Below are 16470 nucleotides of genomic sequence, written 5' to 3'. Positions count from 1 at the left end.
GGTGCGATCCTCACCCCCGACGCCCTCATGACCGCCGCTTCCGACCGCGCCGCCGACCGCCTCGCCTGGGCCCGCGCCGCCCTCCACGACGACTCGCTCACCCTGGAACCCGCTTCCGCCGACGCCAGTTTCCGCAGCTACTGGCGCACGCATTGCGACGGCGGCAGCTGGATCGTGATGGACTCGCCCCCGGCGCTGGAAGATCCCGCCCCCTGGCTGGCCATCGGTGAGCGCCTGCGCGCCGCCGGCCTGCACGTGCCGGCCGTGCGGGCGCACGACCTGGCGCAGGGCTTTCTGCTGATCGAGGACCTGGGCCAGCGGCTCTACCTGCCCGCCCTGGACGCGTCCAGCGCCGATGCGCTCTACGGCCAGGCGATGGAGGCGCTGCTGCGCATCCAGAGCACGGTCGACGGCTCCTCGCTGGCGCCCTACAACCACGCCTTCCTGCAGCGGGAACTGGAGCTGATGCCCGAATGGTTCCTGCAGCGCCACCTGGGCTACACGCCCGAGTGCGAGGAGTGGGACGTGATCGAGCAGGCCTTCACCGTGCTGCTGCACGCCGCCGCCGAGCAGCCGCGCGTGTTCGTGCACCGCGACTTCCACAGCCGCAATCTGCTGATCGTCGAGCCGCCGGCCGATCCGGCGCCGCTGTCGAATCCCGGCATCATCGCGGCGGAACGCTCGGGCCCCGGCATCATCGCGCCAGAACCCTCGGGCCCCGGCATCATTGCGCCGGGGCTCTTGAGCCCCGGCATCATTGATTTCCAGGGCGCGCTGTACGGCCCGCTCGCCTACGACCTGGCCTCGCTGCTGCGCGACTGCTACATCGCCTGGGACGAGGCGCGCGTGCTGGACTGGGCCGAGGCCTACCGCCGCTGCGCCGTGGATGCCGGCCTGATCGATCCATCGGTCGACACCATGCGCTTCCGCCGCTGGTTCGACCTGATCGGCCTGCAGCGGCACATCAAGGTGCTCGGCATCTTCTGCCGCCTGTGGTACCGCGACGGCAAGCCGGGCTACCTCACCGACCTGCCGCGCGTGCTCGGTTACGTGTTGGGCGTGGCCGGCCGCTACCCGGAACTGGCCGACTTCGCCGCGCTGGTCGAGCGCTGCGTCGGCAGTCGCGACATCACCAAGCCGGTAGCCGCATGAGGCACGCACTGATCTTCGCCGCCGGCCTGGGCGAGCGCATGCGCCCGCTCACCGACCGTCGCCCCAAACCGCTGCTGGAAGCCGGCGGCAAACCGCTGATCGCGTGGCACCTGGAAAAACTCGCCGCCGCCGGCGTGCATTACGTGGTCATCAACACCTCGCACCTGGCCGAGCAGTTCCCCGAGGCGCTCGGCGACGGCAGCCGCTGGGGCCTGCGCATCCGCTATGCCTATGAAGGACCGACGCCGCTGGAGACCGGCGGCGGCATGCTCAACGCGCTGCCGCTGCTGGGCGACGCGCCGTTCCTGGCCGTGAACGGCGACATCCACAGCGACGTGGACTACGCCGCCCTGCCGCCGCAGCCGCAGGGCCTCGCCCACCTGGTGATGGTGGACAACCCCGCACACCACCCGCAGGGCGATTTCATGCTCGACGCCGAAGGCCGCTTGCACGCCGAGGGCGAACCACGGCTGACCTTCAGCGGCATCGGCGTGTACCGGCCGGAACTGCTGCGGGACTGGCGCGCAGTGATCGGCGAAGCGGCCTGCGCGGAGGCGGCGCCCGCGCGCTTCAAGCTCGCTCCGCTGCTGCGGGCGGCCATGGCCGCAGGCCGGGCGCACGGCAAGCACCACCGCGGGACCTGGACCGACGTCGGCACGCCCGCACGGCTGGCCGAGCTCGACGAGCGGCTGCGATAGCGCGACGCATGACATACGCTGCATGGGCTGGTTCTATAGTTGCTCCAGCTACCTACGTACACCATGCCCGCCATGGACGACACTGAACGCATGCGATCCCCACCAGACATGCCCGCACGCGTGCGCGGCTACGACTGGGCAGCGACGGCGCTGGGTCCGCTGGAACAATGGCCGCAGGCGTTGCGCACCGCCGTGGACATCGTCCTCTCCAGCCAGCTGCCGATGGTGATGGCCTGGGGACCCGACGCACAGCTCATCTACAACGACGCCTATGCCGGCTTCGCCGGCGGCCGCCATCCTTCCCTGCTGGGCCTGAACGTGCTGGCCGCCTGGCCGGAGGTGGCCGACTTCAACCAGCACGTGCTCGACGTCACCCTGGCGGGCGGCTCGCTCTCCTTCAAGGACCAGCCGCTGGTGCTGTTCCGCAACGGCCATGCCGAGGACGTCTGGCTCGACCTGGACTACACGCCGCTGCGCGATGGCGAGGGCGTGCCGCGCGGCTTCCTCGCGATCGTGGTGGAAACCACCACTCGCGTGCTGGCCGAACGCGGCTACCAACGCGCCCGCGAACAGGTGGAACTCGCGCTCGACGCCGGCGCGGTGATCGGCACCTGGCTGTGGGACGTGCAGAACGACCGGGTGACGGCCGACAGCCGTTTCGCGCGCAGCTTCTCGCTCGACCCGGCGGAGGCGGCTGCCGGACTGCCGGTTTCGGTCTTCCTTCAGCGCATCCACCCGAAGGACCTGCCCGAGGTGGAAGAGCGCGTCCGGGAGAGCCTGAACACCGGTGCGCCCTACCGCTGCCAGTACCGCATTCTCCAGCCCGATGAGGGCTACCTGTGGGTCGAGGCCTCCGGCCGCTGCGAGCACGACGCCGACCACCGGCCGACCTGCTTCGCGGGCCTGATCGTCGACGTGGGGGAGCGCAAGCTGGCCGAGCAGCAACAGCGCACCATGATCAACGAGCTCAACCACCGGGTGAAGAATACCCTAGCGATCGTGCAGTCACTGGCGGCGCAATCCTTCAGCGGCGCCACCTCGGTGGAAAGCGCGGCCGAGGTGTTCAACGCCCGGCTGATCTCGCTCTCGCACGCCCACGACGTGCTCACGCGCGAGCACTGGCAGAGCGCGCTGCTGAGCGAGCTGGTCCGGCAGATGGCGCGCTCGCACAACTTCCGCGGCAGCGAGCGCTTCGAGATCGACGGCCCGCGCGTGCGGCTGCCGCCGCAGCATGCGCTGGCCTTCGCCATGGCCCTGCACGAGCTGGCCACCAACGCGATCAAGTACGGCGCGCTGGGCGACCGCGGCGGCGGCGTGCGCATCCATTGGCGGGTCACCGACGGCGCGGATGGACGCGTCCTCCATCTGGACTGGGTCGAGCATGGCGGCCCGCCGGTGTCGCCGCCCGCCCGCAAGGGCTTCGGCACCCGCCTGATCGAGCGTTCGCTCGATCCCGCGCGCAACGGCGCGGTGAGCTTCGACTACCGTGAAGACGGGCTGGCCTGCCATATCGCCATACCGCTGCCGGCCGTGCCGGAAGACTGAGCCCTCAGCGCCCGGCCGGGCGCAAGGTGGGCGGCACCGGCAAGGCGCTCACGGCGACCGGTTCGTCCGCGTGCGGCGTGCCGGCCTGCTTTTCAGGTGCGGGCGAGGCCCCGGCTGGCGCGGCCGCAGGAACCAGCGCCGCCGTCGGCATGCGCGCGGCCGGCGCCGGGTTGCCATCCACCACGTCCTGCGACAGCGCCGCCGCCTCCGCCTGCTTGGTCATCACGATGATGCTGATGCGCCGGTTGATCGGATTGTCCGGGTGACCCTTGTCCAGCGGCACCGATGCGGCCAGGCCCAGCACGCGCGCGGTCTTGCCCTTCTCCATGCCGCCGGCCAGCAGCGCGCGGCGCGCGGCGTTGGCGCGGTCGGTGGAGAGCTCCCAGTTGCTGTAGTCCTGCTCGTTGGCGTAGGGCGCATCGTCGGTGTGGCCGGTGATGCTGACGCGGTTGGGCACGCGGTTGATGAAGGTGCCCACCTCGCCGAGGATCAGGCGCGTGTAGTCCTTGAGCTGCGCGCTGCCGGTGTCGAACATCGGGCGGTTGAGCTTGTCCACGATCTGGATGCGCAGGCCCTCGGGCGTGATGTCCAGCAATAGCTGGTCCTTGAACGGCGCCAGCGCCTGGCTCTTCTGGATGGCCGCGTTGAGCTGCTGCATGAGCTCCTGCAGGCGCGCCTTTTCCTGCGCGCGGGCGCGCTTGTCGATCTCTTCCTTGGAGGCCGCGCCGGGCGGGCCGTTGTGGCGATCCTTGCCCGGACCGTGCGACAGGTCCATCGCACCGCCCAGCTGGACGGCCGCGTCGCTGGCGCCACCCGGCCCCATGCGCCCGGGCGGCGCCACGGTCGCGTTGCCCGGCGTCATGCTGGGGTTCTTGAAGTACTCGGAGATCGCCGCCTTCTGCTCGCGCGTACCGGCGCCCAGGATCCACATCACCAGGAAGAACGCCATCATCGCCGTGACGAAATCGGCGTAGGCCACCTTCCAGGCGCCGCCATGGTGGCCGTGAGCCCGCTTCCTCACCCGCTTGATGATGATCGGCGCACCGCCTCCCTCGCTCATGCACCGGCTCCGGCGCGGGCGCCCTTGAGATGGTCCTCCAGGTCCTGGAAGTTCGGGCGCGCATGCGCCGACAGCACCTTGCGCGCGAACTCCACCGCCACCTTGGGGTTGTAGCCGCGCAGGTTGGCCAGCAGGGCCACCTTCACGCACTCGTAGGCCTTGCCGTCCTCGCGCACGCGGCTCTCCATCGCCGCGGCCAGCGGGCCGATGAAGCCATAGCACAGCAGGATCCCCAGGAAGGTGCCGACCAGCGCGCCGGCGATGTGCTCGCCGATGCGCGAGGTATCGCCGCCCAGGTTGGACATCGTGGTGACGATGCCGAGCACGGCGGCCACGATGCCGAAGCCGGGCAGCGCGTCGGCCATCTTGGCCACCGCCTGCGAAGGCGCCTCGGCCTCGTGGTGGTGGTTCTCGACCTCGGCGTCCAGCAAGGCCTCCAGTTCGTGCGGCTCCATGCTGCCGCCCACGATCAGGCGCAGGCAGTCGGTGATGAATTCCACCAGGTGGTGCTCGCCGAGCAGGCGCGGATAGGCCGAGAACACCGGGCTCGCCTGCGGGTCCTCGATGTGCGATTCCATGCCCAGCACGCCTTCCTTGCGCATCACGCCGAAGATGTCGTAGAGCAGCGCAAGCAGGTCCACGTAGTCCTGCTTGCGGTAGGCCGGGCCCTTCACCAGGGCCGCCGCCTCGCGCAGGGCCGCCTTGACCACCTTGCTGGAGTTGGCGGTGAGAAAGGCGCCGATCGCTCCGCCGAAAATGATCAGCAATTCGTATGGCTGCCACAGCGCCAGCAGTTGCCCGTGCGACATCACGTAGCCGCCCAGCACGCAGCCGATCACGATGAAGGTTCCAACCAAGACCAGCATTTCAAACTCCGGGGCGCGCACCTTGCAGCCTCCACGGTTATCGGTCGTGCGGCGGAAAAATTGAACGCGGCAGGATGGGTATGGAATGCCGGCAGGATCCCGGACGCCAGGGCGCTCCGCCCCCCCGTCTGGACGCAGCCCTGGGCGGAATCGATCGCCGGCGCAGGGCGGGCCCGTCGCGGCGGGTGCCGGGCAGGCGAGCGGACGCTGGCCCCAAAAGAAAAAGCCCGGCACGGGCCGGGCTCTTTCGAGGGCTGGGGACCCGGCTAGGGCCGGCGCGCCAGCTCCGGGTTGTCCTTGGTCTGCGGCATCAGGTCCTTCTTCGATACGCCCAGCCACAGCAGGATCGGGCTGGCCACGAAGATCGAGGACAGCGTGCCCACCACGATGCCGATCAGCATGGTGATCGCAAAGCCGTGCACCGCCGTGCCGCCGAAGAAATACAGCGCCGCCATGGTGATACCGGTGAACAGCGAGGTGATGATGGTTCGCGACAGCGTGGTGTTGATCGAGCGGTTGAGGATCTCCTCCGGCTCGGCCTTGCGGGAGAGGCGGAACAGTTCGCGGATACGGTCGAACACCACCACCTTGTCGTTGATCGAGTAGCCGATCACCGCCAGCACCGAGGCCAGCACGGTCATGTCGAACTCGCGCTGCACCAGCGCGATCACGCCCAGCGTCACCAGCGTGTCGTGCACTTCGGTGAGCAGCGCCGCCACCGCGAAGCGCCGCTCGAAGCGGATCCACAGGTAGATGCCGATGCCGATGATCACGAAGATCGCCGCGATCGAGCCGTCGCTCTTGAGCTCGTCGCCGACCTGCGCGGTGACGAAGTTGCGGCTGCTCAGGGTGGCGTCCGGACGCTCCTTCTTGAGCGCCGCCATCACGTCGGCGGCGACCTTGTCGGCCCGGGCCGACTCGCTCTGGCCGGCGGTGGCCGCGGCGGCGGCCTTGTCGTCCTTCGGCTGCAGGCGGATCACCACCTGGCGCGAGCCGCCCAGGCTCTGCACCACCGGGTTCTCGATGCCGGCCTCGTCCAGCGCCTTGCGCACGTCGCCGATGTCGATGGTGTTGGCGTATTTGACCTCCACCGAGATGCCGCCGGTGAAATCCAGGCCGTAGTTGAGCCCGCGGGTGAAGATCAGCACGACCGACGCGATCACCAGCAGGATGGCGATGGCCACGCTGACCTTGCGCATGCGCAGGAAGGGCACGTTGGCGTTGTGGTTGAAGATTTCCATCGTGGGATTCTCTGTACGGAGATTCGTCTCCGGGGTAAAGCGGCCCGTCCGTGGCCGCACTCTTCCATGCTCAGACCGGCAGGCTCAGACCGGCAGGCTCAGACCGACAGCGTCTTGAGCTTGCGGTTGCCGTGGATCAGCGCGGTGATCGCGTGGGTCACGGTGACCGACGTGAACATCGAGGTCATGATGCCGATGAACAGCGTCACGCCGAAGCCCTTGATCGGGCCGGAGCCCATCGTGGTCAGCGCCAGCGCGGCGATCAGGTGGGTCACGTTGGCGTCCAGGATGGTCGCCCAGGCCTTCTCGTAGCCGGCGCGGATCGAGGCATGCGGGCTGGAGCCGTTGCGCAGTTCCTCACGCACGCGTTCGCAGATCAGCACGTTGGCGTCGATCGCCATGCCCAGCGTCAGCACGATACCGGCGATGCCCGGCATGGTCAGGGTCACGCCGATCATCGACATCACCGCGACCAGGATCACCAGGTTGAAGAACAGCGCGATGTCCGCCACCAGGCCGAACAGGTGGTAGTAGATCGCCGCCGCCAGCAGCACCAGTCCCAGGCCCAGCAACACGGCGCGCAGGCCCTGCTTGATGTTGTCCTGGCCCAGGCTGGGGCCGACCACGTTCTGCGAGACGATGTCCATCGGCGCGGCCAGCGAGCCCCCCTTGAGCAGCAGCGCGAGCTCGGAGGCTTCCTTGGGCGTGGCCAGGCCGGTGGTCTGGAACTGCTTGCCGAACACGCCCTGGATGGTCGCGTCGCTGATCACTTCCTGCGTGGTGTGCGGCACGCGCACTTCCTTGCCGTCGACCATCTTGGTGTCGTACACGGTTTCCACATACACCACCGCCATCGGCTTGCCGACGTTGGCGCTGGTGAAGTCGAGCATCTTCTTGGCGCCCGAAGCGCTCAGGGTGACGTCCACCTTGGGCGTGCCGCTCTGCTGGTCGACGCCGGAGGCGGCATCCACCAGCTCGTCGCCGGTGGCGATGATGCGCTTGCTGACCAGCACCGGCCGGTTGGTGCCGCGCTCGTAATAGAGGTTGGCGTCCGGCGGCACGTTGCCGGTGCGCGCCGCCTCGACCGCGCGGGGGTCGCCCGGGTAGCCGATGCCGGCGCGGTACTCCAGGGTGGCGATCGCGCCGATCACCTTCTTGGCCTCGGCCGGGTTCTGCACGCCGGCGAGCTCGACCACGATCTGGTCCTCGCCCTGCTGCTGGATCACCGGCTCGGACACGCCCAGTGCGTTGACGCGGTTGCGCAGCGTGCCGGTGTTCTGGCGGATGGTGGCCAGCGCCAGTTCGCGCAGCTTCTCGGGCTTGACCGTGACGTTGAGCAGGAAGCGGTCGCCGGTGCTGGGGCCGTCCTGCACGATGAGGTCCGGATACTCCGCGCCGATCGTGGTGGCGGCCGTGCTGCGGTCCGCGGCCGAACGCAGCACCACGGCCACGCCCTGCCCGCGCTGGGCGTTGCGCGCGACCGATTCGTAGCGGATGTTCTTCTCGCGCAGCAGGCTGCGGATGTCGTCGGCGTAGCGCTCTTCCTGCTTGTCGACCACCGCGTTCTGGTCCACCGCCATCAGGAAGTGCACGCCGCCCTGCAGGTCCAGGCCCAGCGGCATGGAATTGGCGTGGATGGCGCGCAGCCAGGCCGGAACGGTGGAGGCCAGGTTGAGCGCGACCGTGTAGTTGTCGCCCAGCGCGCCCTTGACCACGTCGGCGGCCTTGGCCTGCACGTCGGCGTTGGCGAAGTCGGCCACCAGGTGGTCGCCGTCGATCTTCAGCCCGCTGTAGGGCACGTTCTGCTGCTTCAGGGCCGCGGCGACCTTCTGCTCGACCGAGCTGTCGAGCGTCGCGCCGTGCGTCGCGATCACCTGCACCGACGGTACCGGCGGGAAGGCGTTGGGCAGCGCGTAGACGATGCCCAGCAGCAATACCAACGCGACCAGCGCGTATTTCCAGCGTGGAAAGTCACTCATGCCTGGGAAGCCCGTTCTCGTTACTTCGAAGGCCGCGGCCCCTGAAGCCGCGGCGGATGGCCTTTGCCGGCCGAGTATCAGGAAGCCTTCAGCGTGCCCTTGGGCAGCACCTGCGACACGGCGCCCTTCTGCAGCTTGATCTTCACGTTGGGCGCGATCTCGACGGTGAGGAAGCTCTCGCCCACCTCGTCCACGCGGCCGGCGATGCCGCCGTTGCTGACTACCTCGTCGCCCTTGGCCAGCGCGGCCACCAGGTTGCGGTGCTCCTTCTGGCGCTTCATCTGCGGGCGGATCATCAGGAAGTAGAAGATCGCGAACAGCGCGATCAGCGGCAGGAAGCTGAAGAGCGGATTGCCCGGTGCGGCGGCGGGAGCGGCCTGGGCGATCACGAGCGGCATCGGAAGACTCATCGTTTCATCCTGCAAGTTGTGGCGTGGGCTCAGGATTTCGGCCAGCGCCGGAAAAAGGTCTTGGATTATGCCATGCACCCCCGGGGCATGCACGGCGCGTTCACGGGCCACGGCGCCGCGCCCGGCGTTTGCAAGCGCCGTCGCCATGGAACGGGCGCCGCCCGGAAAGTTCCGCCAGCGCCCGCCCGAGCGGGGGACTTCAGGCCGCAGCACCCCGCCGCCGGGCGTAGAAGGCGGCGACGAAGTCCTCCAGCGTACCGGCCGCGATCGCCCCGCGCAGCCCGGCCATCAGCCGCTGGTAGTGGCGCAGGTTGTGGTGGGTGGCGAGCGTGCTGGCGAGGATCTCGTTGCAGCGGTCCAGGTGGCGCAGGTAGGCGCGCGAGAAGCCGTTGGCGCAGGCGTAGCAGTCGCAGCCTTCCTCGATCACGCGGGTGTCGTCGGCGTACTTGGCGTTGCGGATGCGCAGCGTGCCCTCGGGCACGAACAGGAAGCCGTTGCGCGCGTTGCGGGTGGGCATCACGCAGTCGAACATGTCGATGCCGCGGCGCACCGCTTCCACGATGTCCTCCGGCCGCCCCACGCCCATCAGGTAGCGCGGTCTGTCCGCGGGCAGCATGGCCACGGTGAAGTCCAGCGTATGGTTGCGCTCGGCCTCCGGCTCGCCCACCGCCAGGCCGCCTACCGCGTAGCCGTCGAAACCGATGCCGACCAGGCCCTCGGCCGAGCGCCGGCGCAGCGGTTCGTACACGCCGCCCTGCACGATGCCGAACAGCGCGTTGGGCGGCTTTGAACCGGCACGTTGCAAATCGTCGAAGGCGCGGCGCGAGCGCTCGGCCCAGCGCAGCGACATGGCCATCGAGTCTTCCGCCTGCCGCTCGGTGGCCGGATAGGGCGTGCACTCGTCGAAGATCATGGCGATGTCCGAGTCCAGCACGGTCTGGATCTTCATCGACACTTCGGGCGACAGGAACACCTTGGAGCCGTCCACCGGCGAGGCGAAGGTCACGCCCTCCTCGGCCAGCTTGCGCTTGTGCGCCAGCGAGAACACCTGGAAGCCGCCCGAATCGGTGAGGATGGGTTTGTCCCAGCCGATGAAGCGGTGCAGGCCGGCGAACTTCTCCACGATGTCCAGGCCGGGGCGCAAGTAAAGGTGGAACGTATTGCCCAGGATGATTTCGGCGCCGAGCCCGGTGAGGTCGCGCGGAGTCATCGCCTTGACCGAGCCGTAGGTGCCCACGGGCATGAAGGCCGGGGTTTCCACCGTGCCGCGGGCGAAGGCCAGGCGGCCGCGGCGGGCCGCGCCGTCGCGGGCCAGCAAATCGAAGGTCATGGAAGTCATCGCGGCATTATCGCATCGCGGCGCGCCTGCTCCCCTCCCCCTGCTTTATCGAGGACGGGCGAGAGAGCCGGGGTGCGCGCTCGGTCCTGGGCAAAAGCCATCGGAGCAGCCTGGATGACCGTCATGGCTAGCCCCGGCCCCTCATCCTGATCCTCTCCCCGCAGGGGGAGGGAACTAGCTCGCGGCGGGCAGGATCAGCATGGCGTCGCCATAGGAGAAGAACCGGTACCTTTCCCGTACCGCATGCCGGTACGCCTGAAGCACGAACTCCCGTCCGGCCAGCGCCGACACCAGCATCAGCAGCGTCGACTGCGGAAGGTGGAAGTTCGTGATCAGCCCGTCGATGCTGGTGATCCGGTAGCCGGGAAAGATGAAGATCTGCGTCTCGCCCGCGAACGGGTGCAGTTGCCCCTCTCTCGTCGCGCTCTCCAGCGCGCGCACGACCGTGGTGCCCACGGCGATCACCCGCCCGCCGGCGGCGCGCGTGCGGCGTACCTTTTCCACCAGGCAGGCGCCCACGTTCAGCCATTCGCGGTGCATGGTGTGCTGGTGGACGTCCTCCACCCGCATCGGCTGGAAGGTGCCCGCGCCCACGTGCAGGGTGACGTAGCCGGTGTCCACGCCCAGTTCGCGCAGGCGCGCGAGCAGCGGCTCGTCGAAATGCAGGCCGGCGGTGGGCGCCGCCACGGCGCCGGGCTCGCGGGCGTAGACGGTCTGGTAGCGCTCCAGGTCCGCGGCGTCGGCGTGGCGCTCGATATAGGGCGGCAGCGGCATTTCGCCCAGCTTCCAGAGCAGCTTCTCCAGCGGCTCGGGCGACTCGAAGCGCAGCTTGAAGAACGCTCCCTCGCGACCGAGCACCGTGGCGCGGCTGCCGTCGCCCAGCTCGATCCGGCCACCCTCCTTGGGCTTCTTGCTCACGCCCAGCTGCACGGTGGCCTCGTGCGTGCCGGTGACCCGCTCGATCAGGATCTCCACCGCGCCGCCGGATTCCTTGTGCCCGTACAGTCGCGCCGGCAGCACGCGGGTATCGTTGAACACCAGCAGGTCGCCCGGGCGCAGGAACGAGGGCAATTCGCGGAAGTGGCGGTCCTCCAGCGCATGCGCGGCAGGGTCCAGCCACAGCAGCCGGCTGGCCGAACGCTCCGGCAACGGGGCCTGGGCGATCAGTTCGGGCGGCAGGTCGAAATCGAAATCGGACTTCTTCAAAGGGTTCTCCGTGCGAAGGCCCGCCTCGCCTTGGCGTCACTCCGCGAAAGCGGGAATGGCGACCGGGCGGACGAGGCGCTCCCGGCGTAACGGCGGCTCACCCGGTTCCCGGGCAAGCACGGCGCGCAGGACGAGCCAGGCGCGCATGATACGCCGTGCTGCGCTGCGCATCGGCTACACACGGCTTATCTGCTAGCTTTGCGGGCTTTGCATCGACTTAGGGACGACCCTGCATGTTCGAGCGCGTACTGATCGCCAATCGCGGCGAGATCGCCTGCCGCGTGATCCGCACCTGCCGTCGCCTAGGCATCCACACCATCGCGGTGTACTCGGAGGCCGACAGGGACGCCCAGCACGCGCGCCTGGCCGACGAGGCCTGGCCGATCGGAGGCCCGCGCCCGGCCGATTCCTACCTGCGCGGCGAGACCATCCTGGAAGTGGCGAAACAGACCGGCGCCCAGGCGATCCATCCCGGCTACGGCTTCCTGTCGGAGAACACCGGCTTCGCCCGCGCCTGCGTCGAGGCCGGCATCGCGTTCATCGGCCCCAAGCCCGAGAGCATCGACGCGATGGGCTCCAAGGCCGCCGCCAAGGCGCTGATGGAGAAGCACGCGGTGCCGCTGGTGCCCGGCTACCACGGCGAGAACCAGGACCCGGCGCACCTGGCCGAGCAGGCGCGCCGAACCGGTTTTCCGCTGATGATCAAGGCCGCGGCCGGCGGCGGCGGCAAGGGCATGCGCATCGTGCGCGGCGAGGGCGAGTTCGCCGACGCGCTGGCCTCGGCCCAGCGCGAGTCGGCCAACGCCTTCGGCGACACGCGAGTGATCCTGGAACGCTACGTCGAGCACCCGCGCCACATCGAGTTCCAGGTGTTCGGCGACACGCACGGCAACGTGATCCATCTCAACGAGCGCGAATGCTCCTCGCAGCGGCGCTACCAGAAGGTGCTGGAGGAGACACCCTCGCCTTTCCTAACGCCTGAGCGCCGCCGGGCCATGGGTGAGGCCGCGGTGGCGGCCGCCAAGGCGGTCGACTACGTCGGCGCAGGCACGGTGGAATTCATCGTCGGCGCCGACGGCGCGTTCTTCTTCATGGAGATGAACACGCGCCTGCAGGTGGAGCACCCGGTCACCGAGGAGACGCTGGGCCTGGACCTGGTCGAATGGCAGCTGCGCGTGGCCGCCGGCCAGCCGTTGCCGTTGAAGCAGGAGCAGATCCACGCGCACGGCCATGCGATCGAGGTGCGCCTGTACGCCGAGGACCCGGAGCAGAACTTTCTGCCCGGCTCCGGCCGGCTGCTCAAGCTGCGTCTGCCCGCGCCCTGCAGGCACGTGCGCATCGACGGCGGCGTGGTCGAGGGCGACACCGTCACCATCTTCTACGACCCGATGATCGCCAAGCTGATCGTGTGGGACGTCGACCGCCCGCAGGCGCTGGAGCGGCTGCGCGAGGCGCTGGCCCGGTGCGAGATCGTGGGGCCGAAGTCCAACATCGCTTTCCTCGAGCGGCTGGCGCGGCATCCGTCCGTGGTCGAGGGCCGCATCGACACCGGCTACCTCGACCGCCATCTGGACGAGTTCCTCGAAGGCGAAGCGGCGCCGACCGACCGCGTGCTGTTCGCTGCGGCCACCGCGGCGCTGCTGCAGGAAGAGCGCAGCGTGGCGGCCAACCCGGCCGATCCGCACTCGCCCTGGGCCAGCGCCGATGCCTGGCGCATCGGCCATGCCGGCAAGCGCGTGGTGGCGCTGTCGCTGCACGAGCAGCGCCATGAGGTCGCCGCGCACGGCCATGGCGGCGACTACCGGCTCGAACACGGCGAGGCGACCTGCGAAGTGCACGGCGCACGCCTGGAATGCGACGCCCTGAGCGCCCGCTTCGACGGTGAGGCGCAACGTCTGGGCGCACTGGTCGACGACAACCGCGTGCTGCTGCACGACGCCGCCGGCCGCCGCCATCGCTTCGTGCGCGCGCCGGCCTTCGCCTGGGCCTCTACCGAAAGCGCAGGCGGCAACCAGGTCGTCGCGCCGATGCCCGGCCGCATCGTGCTGGTCAAGGCCAAGGCTGGCGAAAGCGTGCAGGAGGGGCAGGAGCTGCTGGTGATGGAGGCGATGAAGATGGAGCTCGCACTGAAGGCGCCGCGTGCCGGCATGGTCGAAAGCGTCAGCGCCACCCAGGGCGAGTTCGTCGAGGCGGACGCGGTGCTGGTGCGCTTCGAAAGCTGAGGCGAGCCCCATCTGCTCCCTCTCCCCGGAGGGGAGAGGGTTCAAAGTAAAAGGCGGCCCTCAGGCCGCCTTTCTGTTTACTGCTTCTTCTTCGGTCCGATCATCATGACCATCTGGCGTCCTTCCAGCCTGGGGAAGGATTCCACCTGGCCGTTGTCGCCGACGTCCTCCTGGATCTTCCTGGCCAGGTTCTGGCCCAGGTCCTGATGGGACATCTCGCGGCCGCGGAAGCGGATGGTGACCTTGACCTTGTCGCCCTCTTCCAGGAATCGCAGCATGTTGCGCAGCTTGATCTGGTAGTCGCCCACGTCCGTGACCGGACGGAACTTCACTTCCTTGATCTCGACCTGCTTCTGCTTCTTCTTGGCGGCCTGGGCCTTCTTCTGGGCTTCGAACTTGAACTTGCCGTAGTCCATGATGCGGCAGACCGGCGGGTCGCCGTTGGGCTGGATCTCGACCAGGTCCATGCCGGCTTCCTGCGCGAGGGCCAATGCCTCGTCGCGCGTCAGGATGCCCAGCTGTTCGGAATCCGCGCCGATGAGGCGTACCCGCGGGACGCGGATTTCGAGGTTGCGGCGATTGCCCTTGTTGTCGGTGGTAGCGATACCACTATCCTCCAGAAGAAGTGATGGAATTAGGCCACGCGGAACATCAACGCCGCGTTTCGGCCTCTAGGCGTTCGATGAAGGCGGCCAGCGGCATGCTGCCCAGGTCCTCGCCCGAACGGGTACGCACGGAAACGGCCCCAGCCTCCTTTTCGCGATCTCCGACGACAAGCAGGTAGGGCACTTTCTGCAGCGTATGCTCGCGGATTTTATAGCCGACTTTTTCGTTGCGCAAATCGGCCTGGACCCGGAAGCCTTTGTCCACAAGGGCTTGCGTCACCTCCCGCACATAACCGGCCTGGGCGTCGGTGATGGAAAACACCGCCGCCTGCACCGGGGCCAGCCAGGCCGGCAGGTTGCCGGCATGGTGCTCGATCAGGATGCCGATGAAACGCTCCATCGAACCCACGATCGCGCGGTGCAGCATGACCGGATGGCGCTTCTGCGAGCTTTCGTCCACGTACTCGGCGCCCAGGCGCTCGGGCATCATGAAATCCACCTGCATGGTGCCGACCTGCCAGGCGCGGCCGATCGAGTCCTTCATGTGGTACTCGATCTTGGGGCCATAGAAGGCGCCTTCGCCGGGGAGCTCCTCCCACTGCACGCCGGCGGAGGCCAGCGCCTTGCGCAGCGCGTCCTCGGCGCGGTCCCACACCTCGTCCGAGCCGATACGCTTGTCCGGGCGCAGCGCGATCTTGAGCGCGATGTCCTGGAAGCCGAAATCGGCATAGACCTGCATGGCCTGCTGGTGGAAGGCGGTCACTTCCGGCTCGATCTGCTCGGGCGTGCAGAACACGTGGCCGTCGTCCTGGGTGAAGGCGCGCACGCGCATGATGCCGTGCAGCGCGCCGGAGGGCTCGTTGCGGTGGCAGCCGCCGAACTCGCCGTAGCGGATCGGCAGCTCGCGGTAGCTGTGCAGGCCGGCGTTGAAGATCTGCACGTGGCCCGGGCAGTTCATGGGTTTCAACGCGTAGGTGTGCTTCTCCGACTCGGTGAAGAACATGTTCTCCGCGTAGTTGTCCCAATGGCCGGACTTCTTCCACAGCGAGACGTCCAGCACCTGCGGGCAGCGCACTTCCTGGTAGCCGCTCTTGCGGTAGACGCGGCGCATGTACTGTTCCACCTGCTGCCAGATCGCCCAGCCGTTGGGGTGCCAGAACACCATGCCCGGGCCTTCTTCCTGCTGGTGGAACAGGTCCAGCGCCTTGCCGATCTTGCGGTGGTCGCGCTTTTCCGCCTCCTCCAGCTGGTGCAGGTAGGCCTTGAGGTCCTTGTCGTTGAGCCAGGCGGTGCCGTAGATGCGGGTGAGCATCGCGTTGTTGGAATCGCCGCGCCAATAGGCGCCGGCCACCTTCATCAGCTTGAACGCGCGCAGCTTGCCGGTGTTGGGCACGTGCGGGCCGCGGCAGAGGTCGGTGAACTCGCCCTGGGTATAGAGCGAAAGCTCTTCGTTGGCCGGAATCGATTCGATGATCTCGGCCTTGTAGTTCTCGCCCAGGCCGCGGAAGAACTCGACCGCCTCGTCGCGCGACTTCACCGAGCGCGAAACCGGCAGCGCCTCCTTCACGATCTTCTCCATTTCCGCCTCGATCTTCAGCAGATCCTCGGGCGTGAAGGGCCGTTCGTAGGCAAAGTCGTAATAAAAGCCGTTATCGATCACCGGGCCGATGGTGACCTGCGCGCCCGGGTACAGGCGCTGCACCGCCTGCGCCAGCAGGTGCGCGGTGGAATGGCGCAGGATTTCCAGCGCCTCCTGACTCTTCTCGGTGACGATCTCCACGCACGCGTCGTGGTCGATCGGAAAGCTGGCGTCGACCAGCCTGCCGTCGACCTTGCCGGCGAGCGTCGCCTTGGCCAGGCCCGCACCGATGGAGGCGGCCACGTCCTGCACGGTGACGGGATGGTCGAACGGCTTCTTGCTGCCGTCCGGGAGCGTAACTTCGATCATGGATTTCGAATCCCGGAAATCAAAAAAGGGCATGACGCCCTTTCGTGTACGGAACAAAGGCGTCGGGAAATCAGCGAAGGATGCGGGTAGTTGCCATGTCGCACGCTCGACCTGCGCTCACGCGCCGGCCACCTAGTGTTCGGGTCAGGCCGCTAGTCTAGCCGAAGAACACCGCGCGCGAACGCCGTTGGCCCGGTCC

The 16470-nt window shown here is 68.3% G+C and carries 13 protein-coding genes; 4 read left to right on the top strand and 9 right to left on the bottom strand.

The window, feature by feature from the left end:
- The first annotated feature begins 27 nt into the window (after window positions 1-27).
- From VGU03_RS08205 to VGU03_RS08195, 3 genes are all read left to right on the top strand, one after another.
- On the top strand, window positions 28-1152 hold the full coding sequence (locus VGU03_RS08205) for an aminoglycoside phosphotransferase family protein (RefSeq protein WP_327479897.1): 1125 nt from the start codon (window positions 28-30) through the stop codon (window positions 1150-1152).
- A complete protein-coding gene (murU, locus tag VGU03_RS08200) occupies window positions 1149-1850 on the top strand; it encodes an N-acetylmuramate alpha-1-phosphate uridylyltransferase MurU (protein WP_327479896.1) in 702 nt (233 codons plus the stop codon). Before VGU03_RS08205 ends, murU begins: the two co-directional genes overlap by 4 nt.
- A gap of 108 nt (window positions 1851-1958) precedes the next feature.
- On the top strand, window positions 1959-3395 hold the full coding sequence (locus VGU03_RS08195; protein WP_327479895.1) for a sensor histidine kinase: 1437 nt from the start codon (window positions 1959-1961) through the stop codon (window positions 3393-3395).
- A 4-nt stretch (window positions 3396-3399) separates the two neighbouring features.
- Here the strand turns inward: VGU03_RS08195 and motB are convergent, their stop codons facing one another.
- The 7 genes from motB to queA all read right to left on the bottom strand — a co-directional run bounded on the left by motB (window position 3400) and on the right by queA (window position 11496).
- On the bottom strand, window positions 3400-4455 hold the full coding sequence (gene motB / locus VGU03_RS08190) for a flagellar motor protein MotB (protein ID WP_327479894.1): 1056 nt from the start codon (window positions 4453-4455) through the stop codon (window positions 3400-3402).
- A complete protein-coding gene (gene motA / locus VGU03_RS08185) occupies window positions 4452-5321 on the bottom strand; it encodes a flagellar motor stator protein MotA (RefSeq protein WP_327479893.1) in 870 nt (289 codons plus the stop codon). Before motA ends, motB begins: the two co-directional genes overlap by 4 nt.
- A 266-nt stretch (window positions 5322-5587) precedes the next feature.
- Window positions 5588-6562 carry a protein translocase subunit SecF gene (gene secF, locus VGU03_RS08180; RefSeq protein ID WP_327479892.1) on the bottom strand — a complete coding sequence of 325 codons (975 nt, stop codon included), beginning with the start codon at window positions 6560-6562 and terminating at the stop codon, window positions 5588-5590.
- A 98-nt stretch (window positions 6563-6660) separates the two neighbouring features.
- The gene (gene secD / locus VGU03_RS08175; RefSeq protein ID WP_327479891.1) at window positions 6661-8541 is read right to left on the bottom strand and encodes a protein translocase subunit SecD; all 1881 of its coding nucleotides are present in this window, start codon (window positions 8539-8541) and stop codon (window positions 6661-6663) included.
- A 77-nt stretch (window positions 8542-8618) separates the two neighbouring features.
- On the bottom strand, window positions 8619-8951 hold the full coding sequence (yajC, locus tag VGU03_RS08170; protein WP_327479890.1) for a preprotein translocase subunit YajC: 333 nt from the start codon (window positions 8949-8951) through the stop codon (window positions 8619-8621).
- A 199-nt stretch (window positions 8952-9150) separates the two neighbouring features.
- Window positions 9151-10290 (bottom strand): tRNA guanosine(34) transglycosylase Tgt, encoded by a 1140-nt coding sequence (gene tgt / locus VGU03_RS08165; protein WP_327479889.1) that lies wholly within the window; start codon window positions 10288-10290, stop codon window positions 9151-9153.
- A 174-nt stretch (window positions 10291-10464) separates the two neighbouring features.
- Window positions 10465-11496: a tRNA preQ1(34) S-adenosylmethionine ribosyltransferase-isomerase QueA gene (queA, locus tag VGU03_RS08160; RefSeq protein ID WP_327479888.1), complete on the bottom strand. Its 1032-nt coding sequence runs from the start codon at window positions 11494-11496 to the stop codon at window positions 10465-10467.
- 233 nt (window positions 11497-11729) lie between these two features.
- Here queA and VGU03_RS08155 point away from each other — a divergent pair, with 233 nt between their 5' ends.
- Window positions 11730-13718, top strand: a complete 1989-nt coding sequence (locus VGU03_RS08155) for a biotin carboxylase N-terminal domain-containing protein (RefSeq protein ID WP_327479887.1) — start codon at window positions 11730-11732, stop codon at window positions 13716-13718.
- A gap of 77 nt (window positions 13719-13795) precedes the next feature.
- Here the strand turns inward: VGU03_RS08155 and infC are convergent, their stop codons facing one another.
- Entirely contained in the window at window positions 13796-14323 is a 528-nt protein-coding gene (infC, locus tag VGU03_RS08150; protein WP_327479996.1) for a translation initiation factor IF-3, read from the bottom strand.
- Window positions 14324-14369: 46 nt separating this feature from the next.
- Window positions 14370-16271: a threonine--tRNA ligase gene (gene thrS, locus VGU03_RS08145; RefSeq protein ID WP_327479886.1), complete on the bottom strand. Its 1902-nt coding sequence runs from the start codon at window positions 16269-16271 to the stop codon at window positions 14370-14372.
- Window positions 16272-16470: the final 199 nt, after the last annotated feature.

Origin of the sequence: Frateuria sp., from assembly GCF_035944355.1 — a bacterium.
GTDB lineage: Bacteria > Pseudomonadota > Gammaproteobacteria > Xanthomonadales > Rhodanobacteraceae > Frateuria_A.
The sequence above is the reverse complement of the archived record's forward strand: the minus strand, read 5'-3'. Positions and strand labels throughout refer to the sequence as shown.